Raw genomic sequence first — 24433 nt, 5'->3', positions numbered from 1 at the left:
GCAAGGTGCTCCCTATTGGGGGCACCCTTGTTTTATCTTTAGAATTTTGGGGAGGATATCAGAACCACGTGCTATGCTAGTGCGTCTGTTATCTAGCCCCAGTGCTGCCAGAGCCGCGAGATCCTCAAGAGCCGTAAGAGCCGTAAGAGCCGTAAGAGGCCGTAAGTGCCATAAGTGCCGTAAGAGCCGTAAGAGCCGTAAGAGCCGTAAGTACCGCTAGTACCGCAAGTCCGCAGCGCCGCCATAACTGCCACAGCTGCAAGTACTACAGCCTTTAAGCACATCCGTCTTGCTTAGATTTTGCGTTGACTGCAAAAATACAGTCGATTGGCGATTTTTGGTCTCGATTCGTCGGATCTACTGCAAAAGTGCAGTCCATTTTACCTTTTTGGACGAGAAATCGATTTTTTGAGATATTCCACTGTATTTTTGCAGCCGATGACCCCTAAAGAGCTGAAGCTGGTCAAAACTAATGTATTTTTGCAGTCGATCAGCGAAGGTGCCCTGCATTCAGGCGCATTTGGTTCCTCTTGCGGGCAGCGAGCGCGTTATTGAGGCTTGGCCCATGCACCGGCAACAGCTTTGGCAACAGCATCTGTAACCGCGTCAGCGGTTTCCAGCCCGAGCCAGAACAAAGCCAGTTCATCCTTCAGCTCATCCATGGCGGATTCGCCAAATAATTCATACAAGAACAGGTTGTTATCCATGAACGGATCCTGGACATTAAGGGCATGCAGGAGCTGCCTCGTTCTCGTCGCTTCGTTAACCTGTGGCAGCACGGACAAGAAAGGGGTGCTCTCGCACATCGTTCTCTGAACGTCAGGTTCCAGAGCAATCTGGACGAAGGCGAGGGCCAGCTCCGGATGGTTGGCACTCATCGGAATCATGAGGGAATTCGCCTGCAGCAGGGTGGCCTTAGTCGGGCCGAACGGCAGCGGGGCCGCCTCCGGTGTGAAGTCAATGCTGCGATCCTTCCAACTGGACATCTCGAAGAGCGTCGTGAGAGTCATAGCGGATTTCTCATACAGAAACGGGTTGGTGTCATGTTGTGGATACATGATAGCCGCCCGCTGATGGTACAGCAAATCCTGGATCAGAGACAACGCCTTCCGGAGGCTATCAGCGGTCAGTCCGTCGAAGGCACCGGCTTCCTGGTTCTGCAAGGCAAACACAGGCCAGCGGGAAACCTGGGGAAAGATGGACAGACCGTAGCGGATAATTCTCGCGTCCTGCTCTTGAGTCAGGCGGCGGGCCGCATCGCAAAAATCGTCCAGTGTCCAATCTTCCGTTGGCAGAGGAATCCCTTCGCTTGCAAATAGAGTCGGATTGAACGCCAAAAATGTCGGCGTAAACGTAAGGGGCGCAGCGATCAGTTGATCATCGTATCGAAAATGGTTCAGCAGCTTAGGGTAGATGAAATCCAATTGGCTACTCAAAGGATCCCGCAAATCCGTGAAGGCGGCCAAGCGATCTCTGTCCGTCAGATGCAAGTCCGATACAAGGACGACATCCGGAGTCATTCCCATATGACAGCAGGTCTGGAACGAATCCCAGAAGTGGAGAGCCGGCAAACTCAACAGCTGAACATCCACATGGGGATGAAGCTTGGAGAAGGCCTTGATAATGGAGGGGAGGCCGTTATCTACAAAATGCGCCGGGTAGGGAGCCAGAATTCGCAGCACGCTCCGGTCCGACGGTTGAATCGCCAGATCAACGGGTACCATCGTGCCCAGACCCGGTCTTTTGATAACCAGTCCATCGTTCTGTAATTGCTCCAATGCTTTGCGCACAGAGTTTCGGCTCATGCTGTAACACCTGCAAAGCTCATTCTCCGGGAGCAGGTAGTTCCCTGGCTGGATCAATCCGGTCAAGATTTGCTCCTTTAATATCCCGTAAAGTCTCATATACAAAAACTCATTTTCTCTACGCATAAGATACCCCTTCCCAATGTGGCGGCTGTCATTATATAATGGTATATGTATGGTACATGTACTATATTGTAAGCGAGGAGGATGGGTTTGCTAAAAAAGAAGATAACGGCTGTTTATCAGTTATCCTTAGCTCATATGTTCGTCAGTAAGCCTCATGATGCTACAAAGATGTGAGCAGGCCATCATATCGTTAGTCCTCATAAATAATCTCACTTTGAATTGTATCATTGTTTGGCAGGAAAAGAGAAGATGGGCCTAACTCTGTGTCTTGGCCACAAAGATAGGCTCCCTTCATCCCATAGGCCGATTACGCCAGAGAAAGTCTCGCGAAAGTGATGTAAAGGTTCACGAAATTACAATGCCGTAAAAGTAATGCGCAAGCTTCTGAATGTATCGCACATATGAAATATTATGGGAGGTGCAGGGATTGGAAGAGCAGCAAGCTGGTTGGAAGAGCAAGGATGACGACATTGGGGAAGCGTTATCAATTAAAACAAAGGGCCGTGGGCAAGGGCAAGACAAAGCGAAGTCCCCTGAATTTCGAATGGCTGTGGAAAAGGAGCTTGGGACAACAGGAGCAGAAGGCGGGAGCCCTGAATTAAGCTCCCATCTATGGTATGAACGGATGAGCCGCGTCATTCCGTGGGGGTCGAGCACATGCTCCAAAGCCCCTGTCCTTATTCCCGAGGAGCCGGGGGTTATAGTAAGAGGAAATGGCTGTCGGGTGTGGGACATGGATGGGAAGGAATACATTGATTTCCGCAACGGGCTCGGTCCGGTTACGCTCGGTTACCGGTATCCCGCTGTAGATGATGCGATTCGCGCCCAATTGGATAGCGGGATTTCCTTCGGTCATCCGCATCCTCTCGAAGGAGAGGTGGCGGAAATGCTGTGCGAGCTTATTCCGTGCGCCGAGCAGGTCCGCTTTATGAAGACGGGCGGGGAAGCGATTGCTGCCGCTATACGGCTTGCCCGTCATTACACGGGTCGCGATCATATCGTGCAGGTCGGTTACAATGGCTGGCTTAACAGTCTGGCGGCGGGCGGGTCGCAGCTGCCAGGCCAATCGGCCCCGGCTGTCCCTGGCGTACCCAGGGAGCTCAGCTCGCTTCACCATGCGGCCGGGTGGAACGACTTGCCTGCTCTCGAGCGCCTGTTCGCCGAATATAACGGGCAGATAGCCGCTGTTGTCGTTGCCGCCGATTATGCGAATATGGAGCAAGGGCGTACGTATTACCCGGCGCTGCGTGAGCTGACCCGGAAACACGGAAGCCTCCTTATCTTTGACGAAATCGTTACCGGGTTTCGCATTGCGCTGGGAGGGGTGCAGCAGTATTTTGACACTATTCCTGATCTCGCAGTGTATAGCAAAGGGTTGGCTAACGGAATGCCGCTATCGGTGTTTGCCGGACGTAAAGAGGTTATGGCTTGCTGTGATCGGGGAGGAACGGTTATTTCCTCAACTTTTGGCGGAGAAACGCTGTCCCTGGCTGCGGCCAAAGCCTGCATTAATACTTATGTGGAGCATGATGTCGTAGATCATTTATGGCACTGGGGAGAGAAGCTGTGGAGCGGTTTGAACCGGATGTTTGAACAGCATGATATTCCGCTGGAGGTTCGAGGCTTCTGGCCTTGTCCAGCAATCGTGCTTCGATCAGGGCAAAAAGCGCTTCTTCACAATGAAGGCGGGAGGCAGGCCAGTGGCGACCAGGGGGGACGATCCTCAGGTCGAGAGAGAGCCGATGTCTCGAGGGAAGAGCTTAAAGAGCGGTTTTTCCGATTCGCTTATAAGCACGGGCTATCCCTTTATAACGTCTCCTATGTCAATTTCAGCCATCGGGAACAAGATATTGTCGAGGCCCTGTCCAGAATGGAAAGAGTCTGCACGGATTTGAAGGAATGGAGGGATGGCCGGTGATCGATGCCCATATTCATTTGCACGGCTCTGAGCTTCATCCGGCCACACTGGAAGAAGGAGATCGATTAGGAGTCCGCTTGTTTATCGGCAGCTCCATTGCTAATTATATTCACCAGCCGACGTGGGATGAAGTTGTTCAAGCCAACAACGATATGGTGGCGGCTATCCGGAATTATCCGGATCGGATAGCCGGGTACTGCTATGTGAATCCTCGCCATGGGACGGAGGCGTTAGCGGATTTTCGCCGTCGTATCGAGGAGCAGGGGATGATCGGATTGAAATTATGGGTGGCGACGTTATGCAACGATCCATTGACCTTCCCCTTTATCGAGCAGGCCATTGAGTATTGTGCCCCTATTCTCATTCATTCCTGGCGCAAAACCGTCGGCCAGCTTCCATACGAATCGAAGGCTGATCACGTCGTAGATCTCGCTCGCCGCTATCCGGAGGCCCGGATCATCATGGCCCATATGGGAGGGCAAGTGGAGAGCGCAATGAATGCTATCGCCCCTTATGCGAACATCTTTACGGATACGTCAGGCACTCCGATCGGAGCGCACGAAGTGGCTCTGGCGGTCGAGCGGCTCGGTCCCGATCGTGTTATCTTCGGGTCGGATCTGCCGGGAGCATGTCTCGCCAGCAATCTCGGCAAGGTGCTGGGAGCCGGATTAGCACCGGAGCACATAAGGCTTATCACGGAAGGGAACATGAAGCGATTGCTAGAGGAGGTGGCGCAATAATGAGCAGCGGGGCATTATTCGACTGCTTTGCCAAAAGCGGCGCTGTAGATGTCACAGCTTTTATGGGCCAGTGGCCCTTTCGCCATCAGGCGCAAGCTTCGGCTGCAGATTTGATCGCGATGGCTGATCGCTATGGGCTTGCAGGGATCTGTGTGAGCCATATCGCTTCTATTTTTGGCCACGATACTCATGCCGGCAATGCAGCGTTATTTGCCGAAACGGCTGCAGACGGGCGGCTATGGCCCTTTGCTATCCTCAATCCTGCGGAATCCGACGGGTGGGAGCGAGAGCTGGAATATGCCGAGCAAAGCGGGACGCGCGGAATCCGGCTGCTCCCCGGCAATCACGGGTACGGGCTGGGTGACCAGCGGGTCGCGGAGCTTGTCAGCGCTTTACGCAAGCGACAGCTTCCGCTTGCGGTCTGTGTCCGGCTGCAGGATGAGCGATTGCAGCATCCCCGCTATCCGGCTGAGACTGTGCCTCTGCATGCCTTGGCGGAACTGATCGCCAGGTGTGAGGGCCACCCGCTGCTTATAAGCGGTCTTCGGGAGTATGAATGGAGCGCTGTGCTTCGTTTGCAGACGGAGAATTGGCATCTGGACCGGGTCATCTGCGATCTTTGGCATGTCAATGGGCCGCTTGCGGTCATCTCCCAACTGGTTGAGCGGAGATGGGCAAGTACTTTCGCCTTCAGCTCCTGCGAACCTCTGCAAGAAGCCGGTGCGACGGCGCTGCAGCTAGCCGCCGCCGGTATAAGTGACCCCGATCGCCTGGCCTTGTGCCGGGACAATGCCCTCCGCTGGCTTAACGGGTAATTACATTTCACCATAGTATTTCATGTTTGAAATCCGGCCTAACCGCCGGATTTTGGCATGAAATATGAAGGCTGCCGGAAATGCCTTGGATGCGGCGACCTTCCAGGCATTGACGCATGCTTATAACGCCCCGGGGGACAAGGAAAATTAAGTGATCTCAAACAGTTCGATTCGAATTTGAAACCCCGGAAATGCACAAGGTGTTAGCCTATTTCAAAGAAGCCGCTGCCTATCCGCCCCCGGCTTTTGTTAATGGACAGGGGGCCGAAAATTTTGGCCTCGGCCATAATAAAATCGCTATCGTTCTGGACAATGCAGGGATCACACCGATGAGTGAGTATTGCAAATTTACAAAGCCGGGCGAATCGGTGGCAGAGCGCCCTGAAGCCCTAATCAAGCTCCGTAAGTCGGCGGGATGAAGGAGGGTACTGCCTTTAGCCTAGTAAAGCCGCTGTTGTCATGCTGGGTCTTATCTAACTTGACAGGATATGAACCAGAGGATATGATTTTTTCAATACAGACACTTTAAGAGGAGATTAAGATGAGCCACAAACCAAGCCGGACGACATTCCGGGCGCGATTGGATGAGATGGTGCGCACCTTACGCAATGACATAGTATCCGGGAAGTTATCCATCGGCCAATACTTGCCTTCGGAGCGAGTGCTGGCTATAGATTTTCAGCTTAGTAAAAATTCCGTTCGCCAGGGCTTGGACCTGCTGGTTTCGGAAGGATTGATTGAGAAAGTGCCGAGGATCGGCAACAAGGTCGTACAACCTTACGCCGCGGAGAAGATAACCGTGACGTTCGGTTACTATCCTTCGGTCCTTAGAGAAGCGGATCTGCATGGGTTATTGGAAGATTTTCACCGGGAGCATCCGCATATTGACGTGCGAGCCGTTCCGCTGACATTTGGTAACGACCATGGCGTGAGCCTCGAGTATATGGAGAATAACTTGCTCGACATCTTTACTCTGAATAATACGGATTATCAGCGAATATTTGAGCAAGATCGTCTATTGCAATTGGAGCCGCTTGAGGCGGATTCAGAAGTCTATCCCTTTCTATCCCGGCTGTTTACTCAGACAGAAGACTGTTATGTCAGGCCATTTCTGTTTACTCCTGTCATTCTGTGCTATAATCGCGAGCATTTTCGGGAGAAGCAGGTATTGGAGCCGGACAGCAGCTGGACATGGGACGATGCCATGGAAGCCGCAGTGAGGTTGAGCGACGGCAAGGACAGGTATGGGTTTTATTTTCACCTGCTGTCCGACAATCGCTGGCCGGTGTTTCTGTTGCAAAGCGGGATGAAATTTGAGCGAAATGAGGAGGGCCGTTATGTAATTGGCGGCACTAAGCTGATGGAGAGCCTCGTCCACTGCCGCAGTCTCATTTATCATCAGGGAATCTTTCCGACTTTCTGGTCGGAGAGCGATGCGGATGCGGAGCAGCTGTTTCTGTCAGGCAAGGTTTCCATGATCATGACGACTTATTTAAGTCTCAATCATATGCGCCAGGCTAAATTTGATTTTGATGTTGCGCCGCTCCCTTATAAGAACGAAGCCAGGTCCTTGCTGGTCGTCATTGGACTGGCGGTCAACCGGCACTCCAGGCACAAGGAAGCGGCCAAAGTCTTTGTCGATTATCTGCTTTCTTACAACGCACAATTAAGAATTCGCAAGAAGACACTGAGTATCCCGGCCCATAAACGGGCGGCGGAGTGGAAGGGCAAAGAATCGCTAAAGCGGCCTTCACGCTTTCATATGTATCGGGAAATTGTCCCATCCTATCGGCTTGTTTCCGAGCTGAATCTAAGCATGGACGAGCTGGCGACGATCCGCAACGAATTAAAATGGTTTTGGTCCAACATGGAGGATGAAATCTCCGTATGCCGCAGGCTGGAAGCAGTGCTTTAAAGGGCGGGGAAACAGCTCTTAGCGCTGCTGTTCGACTAACGCTAAGACGCTAAGACGCTAAGAGCGCCCCCTACCAGCGTATTAATGTGCTAGCCTGGGCTAATTCCAAAGGCGCTCCCCTTCTGGCGTATTATGCGCAAGTCTTGGGGGGAATTGGTGCGGTATGATGGGAGTCAGCCGCAAGGAGCTTCGTTAGGGGTTGTAATCTGTTCAGTATCTTGCTATAATGCATTACAAGATACTGAACAGATTATTTTTTTGCCCAGCTATATTGTATTGCAAGGGAGTGGTGAGATGTCGACATCCACCCAGATGTTAAAAGGGATCCTAGAGGGTTGTTTGCTAGCTGTTATCGCTCGAGGGGAGACATATGGCTATGAAATGATAGAGAAGCTGGAGCAGTTTGGTTTCCATATGGTTAGTGAAGGAAGTATCTACCCGGTTCTGATACGGCTGCAAAAGGAAGGACTCGTATCGACTGTCATGAAAGCTTCTCCGAACGGTCCGAAGCGTAAATACTATTCCATTACTCCAGCGGGCCTCGAAGATTTAACAGATTTTCAGGCAAGATGGAAGGAGCTTTCCCGAGCTGTGGAAGCGCTATTTGATATTGATTTAACTCAAGGAGGGGATTGCTGAATGCTATCTAAAGAAGCCGAAGACTTTTTGACAAATTTAAAAGTATATTTGACATCCTATGGCAAGAATGAGAAGGAAATTCAAGAAATTGTGACAGAGCTGGAGGATCATTTAGTTCAAGCGGAAAACAGCGGGAAGAGTATCGAAGCGATTACCGGCGGGTCGCCTAAAGCTTATATGGACCAGCTCAAGAATGAGATGAAGACGGATAGAAAAGAGGTCATATCCCTCTTGCTGCTCTTTTTCCCTTTGGCTCTATCCTTTGTTATTCTGCCGGACGCTTTAAGAGGAGAAGCCGCTTATAGTCTTCTTGAAATTATCGGCAATCTCTCCGCCTTCGTGATCTCGCTGGGTGTGTTTATCCTGTTCATGCGGATGGAAAGCTCCGGATCGATGTCCAAAGGCGTCCGGATTCTAATGTATTGGATCGTGGGTGCCGGGCCATTGGCCATGTTTTTGGGAATCAAGCTTATCGACAAATCGTTGGGGTTAAGTCCTGTTTTTATAGCCACCCCTTCTCAAAGTATGGTGATTGCCGGAGTGTGTGCCTTATTTCTAATTGGCTATTCTATTTTGTCAAAAACATGGGTAACGATTATCGCTCCGTGTATTATCATAGCTCCTGATTTTATTGCAGGTTTATTTACAAGCAATCCACAGAATCAGGCAATGATCAGTCTTGGAATCATGTATGCCGCCATTCTGCTCATCGTGTTGTATTTAGTGATACAAAATAAACGCAAAAAGAGAAGCAGGTAAAGATAAAGCGCTGGTAGAAAAAGTAAGGCCAATTTGACGGACTTATCCGCCTTCGAACACTTGTACCTTGCATGCTTTGTAGATTAAGATTAAATGTAATTGATGCAGTTAATTCTCGCTAAAGCTCGCTAGATCTCCGGACTAAATGTAAAACCTACCTTTAGAAATGGGGTTAAAGAGGGATTGGATAGATTGGGGCCGAATTAGCTGTATGATTTCCAGTTAGATGGCCAAAAATCGTCTGATCTGGCTTATTTAGCTGTATAAAATCCAGTCTGTTTGGCGGCGAAAGAAAATCAAGTACTTTTATTGCCCGGGAGCCCGGCCCTAAGATCGTGTTCTGGCTGATGGACGATTTGAAGAAGGTCGATCCAGATGCTTATGAGAAGGTGCTTGGTCATATGAAACAGAATGGCTATAAGGAGAAGACGGGATGGGAGAGCATCAAGAATTTTGTTTTGACGCAAGTGCCCATGTACAAATTGAAGGGGAGGTTGCGTTTTTTGAAGAACTTCCTTCTTTAAACACCCTATTTAGCATCACCCGTTATGTAGAGCAACTGCAGCATGAACCCAAATATGATTTTTTTCGTATTATATTGAAAATAGCGAATTGCAAGCTGGATAACTGTAAGGAGACAGAATGACAACATGAAGCAATTTCCTTTAAACATCTCATTTTGCCATTCGTGGCGATCCTATCAAAAAAGGATATTGGACGAGCTGGATTACCATTTAAAAAACCGCCATCTCCATCTCGTCGCCCCTCCCGGATCTGGAAAAACCGTGCTCGGGCTGGAAGTGATGCTTCGGGTGAACGGGCCGACGTTTATTGTGGCGCCGACGCTGACGATTAAAAACCAATGGGCCGACCGTTTCAGGGAGCTATTTCTGCAGACAAGCCAGCTGCCGGAGTGGGTGTCCACCAACCTGAAGAAGCCGGCTTTTGTCACGATCACGACCTATCAGGCTTTGCACAGTTTGTATAAGGCTGGTGATGAGGCAGGGACGGATGAATTGACGGAGGAGCACGAGGCCGCAGATCTTCATTCCCGTGAAGCAGGGGAAGGGCACGTCTCCGGTACGGAGAGGGAGGAAGGTTCGGAGGCGGAAGAGATCCGGGACAAGGGGGAGGCCGGGAGCATCATGGAGGCCTTGGCACGCTTGTCCTTTACGACGCTCATTCTGGATGAAGCGCATCACCTCCGTTCCTCCTGGTGGAAAAGCACGCTCCACTTTCGTTCCGGATTAAAGCAGCCGACCGTCATTGCGCTTACAGCTACCCCGCCGTATGATGTCCAGCAGACCGAATGGCTGCGCTATATCGAGCTGTGCGGACCCATTGATGCGGAGATCAGCGTTCCGGAGCTGGTGCGGGAGTCGGAGCTGTGTCCCCATCAGGACTACGTCAATTTGTCCGTGCCTGAGAAGGCGGAATATGAGCCGCTGCGTAAATTTCGGACGAACGTCCAAGAGCTGAGACAGGAGCTGTTGCAGCATGCCGCACTGCGGGAAACGGTGGAGACCCACCCGTGGATCGTGGAGACGGAGAAGCACCTGGAAGAAATTCTGTCTACGCCTTCGTACTACTCCAGTATGGTCATTTATTTGAAGGCGATCGGTCATCCCGAATGGGAGCGGGCCGCTTCGGTGCTTGGAGTTGAAGGAGAAACGGTTCCGAACCTTAGCGAAGAGTGGCTGGAAGAGCTGTTAACCTGGTTGCTGTATAAGGAAGAACGGGCGGATTCAAATAGGGAAGCGTTTGACGAGCTGCGCCGGAGACTCAAGGGCATCGGAGCGGTGGAAAAAAGGAAGGTTTATCTACGCTCCACCCCCGAGTTCGATAAGATGCTTGTTCAAAGCGTCTCCAAGCTGCACAGCATTCGAAAAATCGTATCTTTCGAGAGAAGCGTCCTGAAGGGGAATTTGCGAATGGTCATTTTGACCGACTATATCCGGAAAGAGGTATTTCCGAAAAAACAGGGCGAAAGCAAGCCGTTAAGCCGTCTTGGTGTCGTTCCCATCTTCGAAACCTTGCGCCTTCAATGGGGCGGTGAGCTGAGACTCGGCATCCTGACCGGCTCGCTTGTCGTTCTTCCAGTCTCGGCGATGCCCCTGGTTCGGGCCGAGGCTGAACGGGCCGGGGTGCCCCTGGACTGCAAGCCGCTTCCTCATGACGAACGCTATGTTACGGCTGAGTTAAAGGATTCCAACCGTTCTGCGCTGGTAGCCGTTATTACGGAAGTGTTCTCTCAAGGGGGCTTGCAGGTGCTTGTGGGAACCGCCGCGCTGCTGGGTGAGGGCTGGGATGCGCCCTGCATTAATTCTCTGATCATTGCTTCCTATGTAGGCTCCTTTATGCTGTCCAACCAGATGAGGGGCAGAGCCATCCGGACCGAAAAAGGCAACCCCGATAAGACGGCGAGCATTTGGCATTTGGCCTGCGTCGATATGGACCAAACCGAGGGAGGACGCGACCTTGAATCCTTGAGCAGAAGGTTCCGGTCCCTGATCGGGCTGGCGGTCGACAGAGAAACGATTGAAACGGGAATCCGGAGGATAAATGTCCTCATGGACAAATATACGAGCGAAACCATAGAGGTCAAGAACGAGGATACCTTTACCCGTGCACGAAACCGGCATATGCTGCATGAGCGCTGGAAAAAGGCCATCGTTCTGCATGACCATATGACTGAGGAGTTGGTGGCCGACAGGGAGCAGGTCCCCCGGCCGTACTATTTTACCCATACGATCAAAGGGCTGCTTATATGGGGAACTGTTGTCTTTGTGTCCTTGTTTATTGATGTCCTTTTCAGTCCGAATGTGCTGTTCGGCGACTATCCGTTCTGGATAAAACTTTTGCTCGCGATGCTTGTGGCGGTCATTCCGGCCTGCCCTTCCATCTACAAAGCCGTTTTTCTGTACTTGAAGCATCGGTCCTTAGAATCAAGCATCCGCGAGGTCGGTCAAGTGGTATATGAAACCCTGTATGGCATGAAGCTTCTTACGCTCGAACCGGATCAACACCGCATTCAGGCCGAGGAGAACGGTGGAACCATCGTCTGCTGGATGGAAGGGGGAACAACGCAGGAGAAGACCCTCTTTTTGAATGCCCTTCAACAGGTCCTGGAGCCCATAAAGAATCCCCGGTATCTGCTGTACCGCGAATCCCGGTCCAGGCTGGCGACCCGAAGAGATTACCATGCACTGCCGGAGGCCATTGACCGGAAGAAGGAGGACGCGGAGCGGTTTGCCGCCTTATGGCGGAAACACATCGGTCCCGCAGAGCTCGTATACACTAGAACCACGGAGGGGAGAAAAATACTGCTTTCCGCCAGAATGAGAGCCCTGTCGGCCCGTTTTGCCGATAAATCCGAACGGATCAGCGCATGGAGATAATGAAGTGGGGACGAGCTTGAAATAAGGGTGAAGTTAGGGAGTTTTTGATGGGAAAAGATGTATAATATTATAGCTAGGTATATAGCAAGACTAATCATAACAAGTCTAACTATAGCTTTATGTCGGCACTCCCCAGTTTTGGCTTAAGAGAGATAGAGAGGTACGATCCATGCAGGTAGAGCAGCATTCGCAGTCATTCATGAAGAAAGGGATAGCATATTCTAAGGTCAAAAAGGCAAGAAGAAGCTTCCGCAGCCTTGGCTATGTTCTTCTTTTTTTTATACTGCTTCAGTAATGAAAATTTCTCATGATCCACTATTTTTGGCATGCCATTATTTCTATCAATAGATAATAAAAACAGTTATTTAGTACGATTGTATTAAATAAGAAAGAAGACTATAATTTGAATTGCAACACAGACCCATAAGCAAATAATGAATGTAAATGTAGGAGGGATGTAATTACTAAACAGAAGTAATATCAACACAAACTTGAAAAGAATTGTATCTAACACTTGTTCAAGTTTAATAGAGGAGGTTGCTAATTAAATTAATTTAGGAAATTGAGTAATTCTTTTGAGTTCAACCTAATAATCAGTGCTTGATTTTCTTTCGCCGCCAAGCAGACTGGATTTTATACAGCTAAATAAGCCAGATCAGACGATTATTGGCAATCTAACTGGAAATCATACAGCTAATTCGGTCCCAATCTATCCAATCCCTCTTTAACCCCATTTCTAACGGTAGGTTTTACATTTAGTCCGGTGATCTAGCGAGATTTAGCGAGAATTAACTGCATCAATTACATTTAATCGGACAAGGACCATCTGGAGGGCCAATCTATCAAGTGAAATTCTAATATGATAAATCTGTCAAGGATGGCCTGTCAATGTCAAGGACTGATTATGGTTTTGAGCCTTCTTTTGATAAGGAAATATAATTAAAGGAGAGAAGACCCTATGATAAGGAAAGTAACGCTGTTTGCGCTGACTATCGTAATGTCAGCTGGCGTATTGCTTGGTTTTAGCCATCAGGCGGATGCAAAAATAAGCGGAATAACAAGAATAAATAAAGATGATGTTAGTTTTTACAGGTATATGCATACGAAGAGCTTCTATACAAACGATGGTCACGTACGTCTATTGGTTAGAACTTATGGACCGCCAAAGGGAACCTTCGAGGGAGGAATCTCGAAAAGTAAGGTGCCGCATAGTTATATCGGGTCTCCCAAAAGAATCTCGGTCAATACTGGCGGAAGCACGTATTACTATGAATTCAATACCGGAAAAGCAGGAACCTACAACTTTAATTTCTTGAACGACATGTACTATAATCAGATACCGCAATACGTACAATATACTATTGTAGATTAAATCATTGCCAAACCCGCCCGGATAGCCTAAGCTAGGCCGTCCGGGCGGGTTTGGTTGCCATTACCGATAATTTCCGGTAGTGAATACTGTTTCAGAGGCGCCGGGGGAGCTCTTGAATTCTACTTTAACTTCTTTCAATCCCCCGATGTCTAAATCTACTTTTCTGTTGGATGAGCTGGACGAAAGGATTACATGCTTCAATACCGTATCTTTGGCGCCATAGACTTTAATGTCCACGTCTTCTTCAAGCTCTAATCCGAAGAAGTCGAGCTCCAGCTTCTGATACTTTCCATCCGGAACCAGTTTGAAGTCTTTTTGGGCAGAGTTCACATCGCTAACGACTGCCCCCGCTTTGTAATCGACTCCGTTCTGGACGGTATATTGCTTATCTGTCGTTGCCATTACTTTGCTGCTGTAGCCCGCATCGATCTTTTCCAGATTGATCTGAACGGTTTCCAGTCTCTCGCCGATAATCACCGTCTGGGTATCATTATCCCAATCGACAGCGGTCCCCAGGGCTTCCGCCAGGGCTCTTGCGGGTAAATACGTATCATCATTATAAGTGATAGGGGCCAGCTTGTTGCCTTCCTGATTCTTGGCCGTCCAATCCTGGCCGTTAACTTTAAATTGGATGCCCCAGTTCAGATGAGCGGAGATATTCTCCAGGACCGGCGCGGCTGTTGCGCCTGCGACTAAACCGAGTGCCAGAGTGGCAGTAGATGCCAGTACGACAACCTTTTTTTTCATTCGTAACAACCTCCCGAGTATAGATTTGATGATTTCACAGCTCCGATACGGGGACCCCTCTCACCAGGCTTGGCCTGAATCCACGCGACAGGGAAGGGAATGCTATCTTAGCGCCCGATCAGAGTCTATTGAACGAGTATCATGAAATCCTCATTGTAAGGGGGGATTTGGCAAAGTTCAAGAAAACCAGAGATTTTCAGCCAAAGATAAGACTTAGACCCTAAAGATCCTCGGGGAAAATTGCTGAATATTGCCTATTTACTGAGACTATAGGCCTTATGGCCGCCTGAACTTGAGAAGGTGCAGGATAAGCATCGCAAGCATACCCTTTGATCTTGCTCCCATCCTACCGGTTAAAGAAGGGTATCTTCTTCAGAAGAGGCCTCAATGACTTCAATAAACTTCTGAATCGAATTGGTCAGATAGGAATCGGTGGAACGAATGAATACGGTCTTAATCTGTCCAATCTCCCTAGGGACCGTAAAGGTGTTCACTTTACCAAGCTCCTGAAGTGTGGCGGCCGTCAATTCCGGAACGAGAGTAATCCCTAAACCTGCGGCTACACTGCCGAGGATCGTCTCCAAAGTTCCAAATTCGATTTTTTTAACAGGAGAGATCCCCTCTCCTTGAAGCCAATGCTCCAGCTTGGCGCGATAGCCGCAACCCGCACCGAAGACAAGCAGCGGTTTGTTTCTTAATTCGTCATGAGGATCGCTTGCACTTTTATGAGTAACCAGAACGAGATTTTCATCAAATGCTTCGTGCTGAACAATTTGAGGATGAATAACCGGTCCCGTCACAAAAGCGCCGTCTAATCGATGATGGATCACATCCTGCACCAATTCCTCCGTTACACCCGTCACCAGAGAGAGGTCGACATTGGGGTAACGGTGATAGTAGACGGACAAAATTTGCGGCAGCCGGATGACCGTCTCGACCGTTCCGATCTCCACGTTGCCGGCCGGCTGATCAGGGTCCTGAAACGCACTCTGCATTTCTTTCATAGTAAATATGATTTTATCGGAGTATTCCAGCAGCTTCTTGCCTTCCGGCGTCAGCGTCATTCCCCGGCTGTGACGATAAAATAAGGAGGTTCGCAACTCCTTCTCCAATTGCTTGATTCTTGCGGTTACATTGGATTGCACGTAGTTCAATTGACGGGCCGCTCCACTGACACTGCCTTCCTTGGCCACGCTTTGAAAAATAACGAGGTCGCTGATTTCCATTCTTCCGAGCCCCCTTCCTTTATGTATCAATAATAATGATATCTGCATTCATTTTCAATCGTTATTCATGATGAATATTTCCGTATATGATGGATAAGCATTCTGTGTTGAACTATATAAGTGCGGGAACGAGGAAAAGGGAGAGAAGCCCGAACCGATACAGGTTGGATAAACTTAATTCCCCGTAATCCATATAAATAGCCCGCCAAGAGGACAGGAGACAGAGATGAGAACCAACCGCATAGTACTAGGGGGATTGTTATGCTTGCTCGCCAGCATGTCCTGGGGAGCCATGTTTCCCGTTGCCCACAGCGCAATGAAGCATGTAGACGCGTTTTATTTTTCCTTGATTCGGTATTCTGTCGTAACCATCGTATTGATAGGCTTGCTATGGTGGAAGGAAGGGAAGAAAGCTTTTCGTATGGGGAAAGAAGGCAAGGTTCTGTGGTTTTATGGAACGATGGCCTTTACCGTCTATAACTTTTTCATTTTCCTTGGGCAGGATTGGCTTGGAGAATCGGGTATTTTGATCGCTTCGATTATGGAAGCTCTGATGCCGATGATGTCGGTTATTTTTATGTGGATTTATAAAAGGGCTCGGCCCAGCCGGTTTACCGTATTTACTATAGGTGCTGCTTTTGTTGGCGTGCTGCTTATTGTAACCAAAGGCGATTTGGGTGCCTTTATGTTGTCGGGTCATGCCTTACTGGCCGTAGGGTTGCTGCTGCTTGCTGTGTTGGGATGGCTGATCTATACAATGGGCGGGAATCGTTATTCGGACTGGTCGATTCTTCGTTATTCGGCTTTGAGCTGTCTGCTGGGAACAGGCACCTCAGCGGTCATCGTCGCCATCCTGACCGCCTTTGGAATTTTGCATGTTCCAACCGTGGAAACCCTTGTTCAGATTAGCCCTGAAATGAGCTTTATGATTATCTTCCCCGGAGTGATTGCTTTATTGAGCTGGAATTTAGGGGTAAAATGGCTGACGCCGATCAATGCCATCCTATTTATAAATTTCGTCCCCGTTACTACATTAGTTGTCAGTGTCGCACAAGGATACCAGTTGACCCTGTTTGATCTGAGTGGAACCGGTCTGGTAATGGCGGCTCTGATCGGCAACAACCTGTACCAGCGAAGGAAAGCGAAAGCTCTCAAGCCGGTGGTGCTAACGAGCCCGAGAGTGCCGGGCAATGCGAGCAGGGCATAGGAAGCAATGGACGGCGAACGCGCGCCCCGATAAGGAGCGCGCGTTATTCGATATTAGCCTGGACTTCAGCTTTAGCCTAACACCTCGCCTGGCGTCACTCCCCAGTACTTGCGGAACACTTTTGTGAAATAGCTGACATCCTTATAGCCGAGCGATCGGGCCGTTTCGACGACCTTCGTTCCGGCGTTCAGCCTTTCCATGGCCAGCTTCATTTTTTTCTCCAGAACATAAGTCGTGAAGGACTGACCGGTTTCTTGCTTGAACAATCGCGATAAGTAGAAGGAATTGACATACAGCCTCTGGGCGATCGTATGCAGATTAATAGCCTGATCCAATTCCGATTCCACGAATTTCATCATCTCTTCCACGATCTGATGGCTGTTTGAACTGCTGAGCTGCTGGGCGTATTGAGTTATGCTTCGCACTGTACTGTGCAGCCATTGGACGATTTTCTCCTTCGTTTGCAGGGAATGGAGGTTCTGAAAGTACACATAATTATCACCGACGACCTCCTGCATTGCCCAGCCTTGCGAGTGGACGGTGCGCACGAACAGGCTGCTGAAATACAAAGCGTTCTCCCGCACCTCCTCCACCGATTCCGCCCGCCCGATTCCAAGGCGAATCAGTTCGTCAACGACCTCGATAGCCTTTTCCCGATTCCCCGTCTTTAGGGCATTAGACAGCATTTTTTCCAATGGAGGGTTGAACGGAATCTCGGCCAGCTCATCCTTCTTACCGTGATAAGGGATAGCCAGATTATGACCGTATATTACCCGTTCCTGCAAGGCCCGCCGTGCCTGCTGATAGGATTCAAATACCGCTTCCTTGGACTGTACCGGATTGCCGATGCCCGCGCTGGCCGTTACTTTTAAATATTCTTCCACAAGCACTAGCAACCTCGACGTTAGCCGATGGATTTCGGTCATGAATTCACTTTCTTGTCTGTCTGTTTTATCTACAAAAAATAAGATCGTGGAATCATCATAGTCCTTCAATACATAGCAGGAGGCCTCCTGCAGATACTCCTTGGCCATTTGATTCAGCGAGAAGCGGAGCAAGGAAGTATCGCTTTCGGTAAAGCGGGTTTCTTCCTCCTCCAACGGGTCCATATCAACAACGATAACTGCGAAATGGCGGATAGCCGTCAGATCAATCTTCAGGTCCTGGCTTCGTCTCTCCAATTCCCACCCAACATATTGCCCCAAGACCCAATTCAAATAAAAAGTATCGCGTAATTGCGGCAAATGGTCCTCCCAGCTCTTTTGCAGCTGCTCTTGCTTGTACTGGGCGTCGAGCTCTTGCCTGATCAGCTGCTTCGCTTCCAGAACGGCATTCGTAATTTCCTTAAACCCGGCGGGCTTCAGTAAATATTTGATGACATTATATTCGAGCGCTTTCTGTGCATAAGAGAAATCGTCATGACCGCTGAGAATGACAATTTTGACCCGGGGATGGATGGCCGTGATCCGCTCTGCTACCGTCAAGCCATCGATTTCCGGCATTTGAATATCCAGCAGAACAATATCAGGCCGGTTGATTTGAAACAGCCGCAGCGCTTCCGAGCCATTCCCCGCCGTGGCAACGACTTCGATCCCATGCTCCTCCCAAGGAATATTGCGAGCCATATTATCGAGCAGTTGAACTTCATCATCGACAATCATCAGATCCATAGTTCAGTCCTCCTCTTGCCCGGTTTCCAGTTCATAGCAGCTTTGCAGCGGTATCGAAATGGTGATTACGGTCCCGAAATTTAACGTGCTGTCAATCGTTAAATCGGCCTGTTCTTTATAGAAGAGCTTAAGCCGCGCCTTAACGTTCCGGAGGCCAAAAAATTCATGATAAACCGGTTGAATTCCGCTAAAGCCTTTATAATCATTGTAGGAAACTTTGGCTAGTTCCTGACGGATGGCATGAAGCCTGTTGCTTTCTATTCCTTTGCCATTATCCTCCACCTTAAGGATTAAAGTTTCGTCCTGCACTTTGCAGGAAATGAGCAATTCCCCTCCTTCGGACTTCTTTTCCAACCCGTGAAGAATGGCGTTTTCGACTAATGGTTGAAGAATTAATTTGAGCAGAGGGACATGATTGCAAGATTCCTCCACATCGAACTTGACGACAAAATGATCAGCGTAGCGCAGCCTCTGGACCGTTAAATAATAATTAAGATGCTCCATCGTCTCTTGGATCGTGAACACATCTTTCCCTTTGCTAAGACTGGTTCTAAAAAATTTGGAGAGATTAAGCACCATCTCGCTAATTTCTCCAGCTTCATAATTTTCCGCCTTCCAATAAATCGAGTCGAGTGTATTATATAAAAAATGAGGGTTAATTTGCGATTGTAATAACCTCAATTCGGTTTTCGCCATCAGTAGCTGCTGCTCATAATTATTTTTGATCAAATGTCTATGCTCCTTTACCATATCGTTAAAAGATCGGGTCACGTTGCCGAAATCATCTCTTCGGTCAATAGGTAAACGAGTGTTCAAATTTCCTTGCCGCATTTGCTTCATCCCGTACGCCAGAGAGGCCAGGGGAGAGGAGATTCCACGATAGACGACCCAAGCGATGATGACGGTCAATAGAATACTTACAGCAATAATATAATAAGTAAACTTTCTTAAATTATTGGATGGGGCGTGGATAGTTTGGACCGGCTGCACGAGCACGACAGACCATCCCGTCTCCTTGGAATGGATTCGAGTAACAATGAGCTCGTGCTGGGAATCCATCGCCGTCTGGATAGTACTTCCTTGTATATTCTGGTAGTCCTCCATCATAGCGGGCATGGGCTCATCCGTCGTAGCGGCAACCAGCTGCTGGTTCTCATTGAATAAATAGACCTTTTCTTCTTTGGAATTAGATAAATTACTAATCATCTGAAGCAGCTTTTGTTTATTAATAGTGATCATGACAACATTGCTAACGTCTGGATTGAAATAGTCCATCAACCGCATCAGGGTAATGCTGGTTGGACTGAAGATAGATTGCAGCTCTATGTCGTAGCCGGGCTGATCCTGACGTGGAATCAACCAGATCCCGGCTCCTTTATTCGTGGATTGGATTTCCATGTACCAAGGCTGATTCTTTATGTTATCTATTCGTTTTCCCCCGAACTTGGTGGACAAGACCGTCCCGGAGGAGGCATGAAGGATCGAGATTTGGGACAATAACGGATTGATGGAGCTAATATTCGAGATGCTCGACAGGACCTGGCTGAAATCGTAATTCGACTCATGCCGCGTCTTGGCTTCCACTTGAGTCAATTTCTGATTGATGTTGCTGTCCATGGCGATGATCATCGACAGCTCCTCGACATTCTGCACGGTAAGGTCGATATATTCCATCGCTCCCACCATCGCATTCTGGATCCGTTCGCTAACTTGCTGCTCCAGAATAGACCTGGATTCAAAATTGGCAAACAAGCTGACAAAAACAAGCGGGACCAGAATAAGCAGAAAGTAAATGGTCAGACGAAGCTGGAGGGATTCGACCCATCGATTCGCAAACCAATTCAGAAGTTTCATAGTTGACCTCCCAACCAGAACGAATTTTCTCTAAACTATTCATTCGATCAGAAGGTCGCGAAAACCTTTTCAAATCCCGTTAAACGATTCCAACTTTCCAAATCGATCAGCTTATCCTTTAATGGCGCCAATAAGCATTCCTCTTACAAAATACTTCTGCAAAAACGGATAGATCGCGAGAATCGGCAGGATCGCAACTACAACCGTGGCCATCTTGATCGTTTCCGGCGGAAGCTGCTGCATAATCTGGGAGTTCATCAGCTGCAGTTCCTGACTGACGTTCGGATTCTGAATCATATTGCGAAGGACGAGCTGAATGGGATAGAGTGATTTGTCGCTAATATACAGAATCGCTCCGAAAAAAGCGTTCCAATGACCAACCGCATAGAAAAGTCCGATGGTCGCCAGGATCGGCATGGAGAGAGGCAGCACGATGCGAAACATCGTTTGAAAATCACCGCAGCCATCCACTTTCGCCGCATCTTCTATTTCATCCGGGAGATTCTGGAAATAGGTTTTCACAATCAGCATGTTAAAGGCGGAGACGAGTCCGGGTATAATCAGCGCCCAGATCGTATTGGTCAATCCAATTCCGCGGACGACGAGATAAGTAGGGATCAGTCCTCCGTTGAAAAGCATCGTAAACACGATAGCCAGCAGGAAATAATTGCGCCCCGGAACGAATTTCTTGGATAGCGGGTAAGCCAATAAGATGGTGGTGATCAAGTTCAATGTCGTTCCGACTACGGTTACGAATACGGTTACCCTCAAAGCTTGGGGAATGCGCTGGCTGGAGAAAATCTCCTTGTAGGCCTCAAAGGTGACGGTTTTCGGGATAATGACGAATCCGCCGCGGCTCAGCACCTCGGAGAACGGGGTGATGGACATGATGAAGACGTAATAGATCGGAAACAAACAGGCGAGCGCGAATATAGTTAAGATAATGTACAGAATGGCGTCGACTATCCGATCCGACTTTGTTTTATGCAGCACTAATGACATATCTATGCCTCCTAACCTGATGCTAATGATGTTCTACCAAATTCCGGAGCCGCCAAATTTTTTGGAAAGATTGTTAGCGCCGATAACAAGAATAAAGCCAACGATCGATTTAAAGAAGCCTGTTGCTGAAGAAATACTGAATTCCAGCTGCTCCAATCCTTGCCGGTAAACCCAGGTATCGATGATGTCTCCCACTTCATAGACACGGGCATTCAGGAAAATAAAGATTTGCTCGAATCCGGCATCCAAAATGTGACCTATGCGCAAAATTAGCAAAAGGAGGAAGACATCGCGGATCCCCGGCAGTGTAATATGCCAGATCTGCCGCCAGCGGCTGGCTCCGTCTACGACGGCGGCTTCATACAGCTCGCTGTTTATGGAGGACAGAGCGGCCAGATAGATGATGGCGCCGAAGCCGGTGCTTTTCCATAAATCGCTTATAATGAGCAGCGGCCGGAAGAAGCTCTTATCGGTCAATAAATTAATCTCTCCCCATCCCATGTTTTGATGGAATTGGCTATATAGTCCAGATCCGGGTGCGAGGAAGGCGAAGACGATTCCGAATACGATAACCCAGGATAAAAAGTGAGGACCGTAAGTAATCGTCTGGACGACGCGCTTGAACCATCCTACGCGAATTTCATTCAAGATCAAAGCCAATATGACATCGGGGAACATTCCGAAAATAATCCGGTAAATGCTGATGAGAATCGTGTTGCGCAGGATGATAAAGAAATCGGGGGAGGAAAAGATTTCTCGAAAATTATCAAGGCCTACCCATTCGCTGCCCCAAACTCCTTTAAGCAAATTGTAGTCCTTAAAAGCTATGACCAATCCGCCCATCGGCAAATAGTTGAAAATTAAATAATAGGCCAGACCGGGAAGCATCATCAAGTAAAACCAACGGGCCCGATAAATCGATTTCCACTGGACTTTCGGCCGGTTCTGTTTAGCTTTCAGCGGCACGGCGATTTCAGGTTTCATCTATATGGACTCCTTTGTCTAAGAATGTAGGGTGTTGGAGGATGGTCAGTCCAAAAATTATATATCGTAGAGAAAGCTGGCTTTCTCTACGATATATACAAACTCATGCCATCTACACCATTAGCGATCCAGCTTCATCTTACTTGTCTCGGAACGTTATATCCCGGCCATGAGCTTTCGACATTTGTTCGGCATAGGCTTCAAAGACAGCCCGGCCACCGTATTTCTCCATTAGCTCCTCGCGGTACTGCGGCCAATTGGAGGCGTCTTTTTCTTCGAATAAGATCTTCGTCAAGACCGAATAAAGCTGGTTACGGAAGTCGGCCAGGTTGTAGCCTTCCGGCGGAGCTACGTTCGTACCGATGGATGGCAAATATTTATAAGTACGCACATGCTCCAGAATAGCGCGGTCGCGATCCGTCTCTGTGGGGCGGACCACGTCCAGTCCGAACACTTGCGGCTCATCCGCTGTAGCGAAGAATTGATAAATGTTCAGGAAATCTCCCTGATCAATGACATCCCGTTTATAGGCATCCGCATCCACGGTAATGGTATTGCCATCTCTCTTGTAGTGGACACCTTCTTGCCCGTAACGGACCAGCAGGAAGCCTTCCTCGCTAGCCATCCAGTCCAGAATTTGCAGAGTTCTTTCCACATTTTCAATGGGGGTATCTTTGCCGAACATGAACGGGTTGCCAGGCAATGCTTCCGTGGCTACACCGGTATCCGCGAAAGGATGGAAGGGCTGCCAATCGACTTTTTCCGCTTCTTCCGCTTTTCCTGCGGATCTTAGAATTTCTTTTGTTTTAAATTGAACGCTGTTCGGATCGTTGTCCAAAGCAGCGGTCCGGGCGGCACCCCAGAAAATTCCGGCCTTGCCTTGAGCGGCTTTATTAATATCTTCCCCGGTTTTTTGCAGGAACCAGTCTTCATCCACAACCTTCATGTCGATGACCTTGCGAATATCATCCAGCACTTGTTCAATTTTCAGGTCGGAATACCCATCCACCAATTGATCATCCACCAGTCCAAGTCCATAAAGCCCGTTCTTCAAATATTCAGGCCAGTAGACGTAAGGAAGGGTTCCGTTACCGATCGTTGTAAATCCTTTGGTGTCATTTTTTCCGTTATTATCGGGATCTTCGAAGGTGAACGCCTTCATGACCTCGATCATTTCATCATAGTTGGTAGGAATATCGACGTTAACCCCTTTAGCTTTTAAATTGTCGATCCAGTCTTTGCGGACATAATAGGATACATATTGCTGCTTGGCAAACGGGACCGGGGCGCGCATAAATTTGTTTTGAACCTTGTAACGCTCCAGTTCATCCTCTTGAACCCAATACTTAAAGTAGTTAGGCATTTTCTCTGGAGTAACAAGTCCGGTCATATCCAAAGTCAACCCGTCTTTAATGTAGGTATTGGAGGTAGCCCCATCGGACATGAACATATCCGGCACATCCCGTCCGGCCATCATCAGATTCAGCTTGGTTATGAAATCTGCGCCCACCTGCATGTGTTCAATTTGCAGATCGACATTGAATTTCTCTTCAATAACCTGCTTTACGAAGTCCTTATCTTTAGGAGGCAAATTGGAGTTGTTGGAACCATTAACGAACCATTTCAGTGTCAACTTCTTGGCGTTGGGATCTTCTGCTTGCCCTTTATTCCCGTCTTTATCCGTATTGGTGCTGTCCGCAGGCGGTGTAGTTCCGTTCGCCCCTTTGTCGGAGTTACAGGCTGCCAACAAGAAAATCAAGAAGAGCGAGCATAGCAGCATTAATGCAGATCGGATCCTTACCTTCTTCATTCATTCATCCCCTTTACTAATAATCACATTTCTTTGAAAACGATTACAATTAAAATTGTAGCTAACGAAGCTTGGAAATCCTATAGTATTTTTTTAACTTTCGATGGTAATCTAATAACTTTTGACTTACAGCCAAAAAACAGGGGACAGTTGTAAGACAGTTGTATAAAGAGGAGGCAGGGAAAACATAATATGTAAGATGTGATTTGAAGCTAAGCAATATAGCATATTAAAACCCGCTAGAAGCGGGTTTATTCGTAAATACTATCAGCATGGTCGTACCGTATTTTCTCGGAGTTTATTTTATCCACGCCGGTTTCATGCTTTTCCATACTGTCCATACATTTACCGGCTGGTTTCCCCTGATTTAGGGCCTGTTCTCGCTGATGAATCTCTTTAGCTGAATTTTCGGTTTTCATTGATCATCGTCTCCTAGTGGCGAAGTC

21 protein-coding genes are annotated in these 24433 nt (G+C 48.6%); 12 read left to right on the top strand and 9 right to left on the bottom strand.

All coding sequences use genetic code 11. The features are described 5' to 3' along the window. Positions 1 to 408 precede the first annotated feature (408 nt). Positions 409 to 555: a hypothetical protein gene (locus KJS69_RS19775; protein WP_213585525.1), complete on the top strand. Its 147-nt coding sequence runs from the start codon at positions 409 to 411 to the stop codon at positions 553 to 555. Here the strand turns inward: KJS69_RS19775 and KJS69_RS19770 are convergent. Further along, positions 549 to 1931, bottom strand: a complete 1383-nt coding sequence (locus tag KJS69_RS19770) for an extracellular solute-binding protein (RefSeq protein WP_213585524.1) — start codon at positions 1929 to 1931, stop codon at positions 549 to 551. The two genes, KJS69_RS19775 and KJS69_RS19770, sit on opposite strands and share 7 nt — an antisense overlap. Before the next feature lie 427 nt (positions 1932 to 2358). Here KJS69_RS19770 and KJS69_RS19765 point away from each other — a divergent pair, with 427 nt between their 5' ends. The 10 genes from KJS69_RS19765 (at position 2359) to KJS69_RS19720 (ending at position 13487) form a co-directional block, all read left to right on the top strand. Next, the gene (locus KJS69_RS19765; protein ID WP_213585523.1) at positions 2359 to 3849 is read left to right on the top strand and encodes an aminotransferase class III-fold pyridoxal phosphate-dependent enzyme; all 1491 of its coding nucleotides are present in this window, start codon (positions 2359 to 2361) and stop codon (positions 3847 to 3849) included. Further along, positions 3846 to 4589: an amidohydrolase family protein gene (locus KJS69_RS19760; protein WP_213585522.1), complete on the top strand. Its 744-nt coding sequence runs from the start codon at positions 3846 to 3848 to the stop codon at positions 4587 to 4589. Before KJS69_RS19765 ends, KJS69_RS19760 begins: the two co-directional genes overlap by 4 nt. Then, complete coding sequence (locus KJS69_RS19755; RefSeq protein ID WP_213585521.1) at positions 4589 to 5404, top strand: amidohydrolase family protein; 816 nt, start codon at positions 4589 to 4591, stop codon at positions 5402 to 5404. Before KJS69_RS19760 ends, KJS69_RS19755 begins: the two co-directional genes overlap by 1 nt. A gap of 191 nt (positions 5405 to 5595) precedes the next feature. Next, the gene (locus KJS69_RS19750; RefSeq protein WP_213585520.1) at positions 5596 to 5823 is read left to right on the top strand and encodes a hypothetical protein; all 228 of its coding nucleotides are present in this window, start codon (positions 5596 to 5598) and stop codon (positions 5821 to 5823) included. A gap of 122 nt (positions 5824 to 5945) precedes the next feature. After that, complete coding sequence (locus KJS69_RS19745) at positions 5946 to 7319, top strand: extracellular solute-binding protein (RefSeq protein WP_213585519.1); 1374 nt, start codon at positions 5946 to 5948, stop codon at positions 7317 to 7319. A gap of 294 nt (positions 7320 to 7613) precedes the next feature. Continuing rightward, entirely contained in the window at positions 7614 to 7958 is a 345-nt protein-coding gene (locus KJS69_RS19740; RefSeq protein WP_213585518.1) for a PadR family transcriptional regulator, read from the top strand. After that, a complete protein-coding gene (locus tag KJS69_RS19735) occupies positions 7959 to 8717 on the top strand; it encodes an HAAS domain-containing protein (protein WP_213585517.1) in 759 nt (252 codons plus the stop codon). Positions 8718 to 9150: 433 nt separating this feature from the next. Beyond that, positions 9151 to 9363, top strand: a complete 213-nt coding sequence (locus KJS69_RS19730) for a hypothetical protein (RefSeq protein WP_213585516.1) — start codon at positions 9151 to 9153, stop codon at positions 9361 to 9363. 4 nt (positions 9364 to 9367) lie between these two features. Then, a complete protein-coding gene (locus KJS69_RS19725; protein WP_213585515.1) occupies positions 9368 to 12115 on the top strand; it encodes a DEAD/DEAH box helicase family protein in 2748 nt (915 codons plus the stop codon). A gap of 958 nt (positions 12116 to 13073) precedes the next feature. Then, positions 13074 to 13487 (top strand): hypothetical protein, encoded by a 414-nt coding sequence (locus KJS69_RS19720; protein WP_213585514.1) that lies wholly within the window; start codon positions 13074 to 13076, stop codon positions 13485 to 13487. Positions 13488 to 13547: 60 nt separating this feature from the next. Here KJS69_RS19720 and KJS69_RS19715 read toward each other — a convergent pair whose 3' ends face one another. Both KJS69_RS19715 and KJS69_RS19710 read right to left on the bottom strand, forming a co-directional pair. Then, a complete protein-coding gene (locus KJS69_RS19715; RefSeq protein WP_213585513.1) occupies positions 13548 to 14234 on the bottom strand; it encodes a stalk domain-containing protein in 687 nt (228 codons plus the stop codon). A gap of 353 nt (positions 14235 to 14587) precedes the next feature. After that, complete coding sequence (locus KJS69_RS19710; RefSeq protein WP_213585512.1) at positions 14588 to 15460, bottom strand: LysR family transcriptional regulator; 873 nt, start codon at positions 15458 to 15460, stop codon at positions 14588 to 14590. Between the two features lie 226 nt (positions 15461 to 15686). Between KJS69_RS19710 and KJS69_RS19705 the strand changes: the two genes are divergently transcribed. Beyond that, positions 15687 to 16667, top strand: a complete 981-nt coding sequence (locus tag KJS69_RS19705) for a DMT family transporter (RefSeq protein WP_213585511.1) — start codon at positions 15687 to 15689, stop codon at positions 16665 to 16667. Between the two features lie 71 nt (positions 16668 to 16738). On the opposite strand, the gene KJS69_RS19700 is transcribed toward KJS69_RS19705, so the two are convergent. From KJS69_RS19700 to KJS69_RS19675, 6 genes are all read right to left on the bottom strand, one after another. Continuing rightward, complete coding sequence (locus KJS69_RS19700; protein ID WP_213585510.1) at positions 16739 to 18337, bottom strand: response regulator; 1599 nt, start codon at positions 18335 to 18337, stop codon at positions 16739 to 16741. Positions 18338 to 18340: 3 nt separating this feature from the next. Next, positions 18341 to 20191, bottom strand: coding sequence for a sensor histidine kinase (locus KJS69_RS19695; RefSeq protein WP_213585509.1), 1851 nt, complete (start codon positions 20189 to 20191; stop codon positions 18341 to 18343). Positions 20192 to 20302: 111 nt separating this feature from the next. Beyond that, positions 20303 to 21193, bottom strand: coding sequence for a carbohydrate ABC transporter permease (locus KJS69_RS19690; RefSeq protein ID WP_213585508.1), 891 nt, complete (start codon positions 21191 to 21193; stop codon positions 20303 to 20305). A gap of 33 nt (positions 21194 to 21226) precedes the next feature. After that, complete coding sequence (locus KJS69_RS19685) at positions 21227 to 22177, bottom strand: ABC transporter permease (RefSeq protein WP_213585507.1); 951 nt, start codon at positions 22175 to 22177, stop codon at positions 21227 to 21229. A gap of 139 nt (positions 22178 to 22316) precedes the next feature. Then, positions 22317 to 23987, bottom strand: a complete 1671-nt coding sequence (locus tag KJS69_RS19680) for a type 2 periplasmic-binding domain-containing protein (RefSeq protein WP_213585506.1) — start codon at positions 23985 to 23987, stop codon at positions 22317 to 22319. A gap of 251 nt (positions 23988 to 24238) precedes the next feature. Continuing rightward, positions 24239 to 24406: a hypothetical protein gene (locus KJS69_RS19675; RefSeq protein WP_213585505.1), complete on the bottom strand. Its 168-nt coding sequence runs from the start codon at positions 24404 to 24406 to the stop codon at positions 24239 to 24241. Positions 24407 to 24433: the final 27 nt, after the last annotated feature.

It is taken from the genome of Paenibacillus sp. J2TS4, assembly GCF_018403245.1.
Classification (GTDB): Bacteria; Bacillota; Bacilli; order Paenibacillales; family NBRC-103111; genus Paenibacillus_L.
This window is presented reverse-complemented; position numbering and strand designations above follow the sequence as displayed.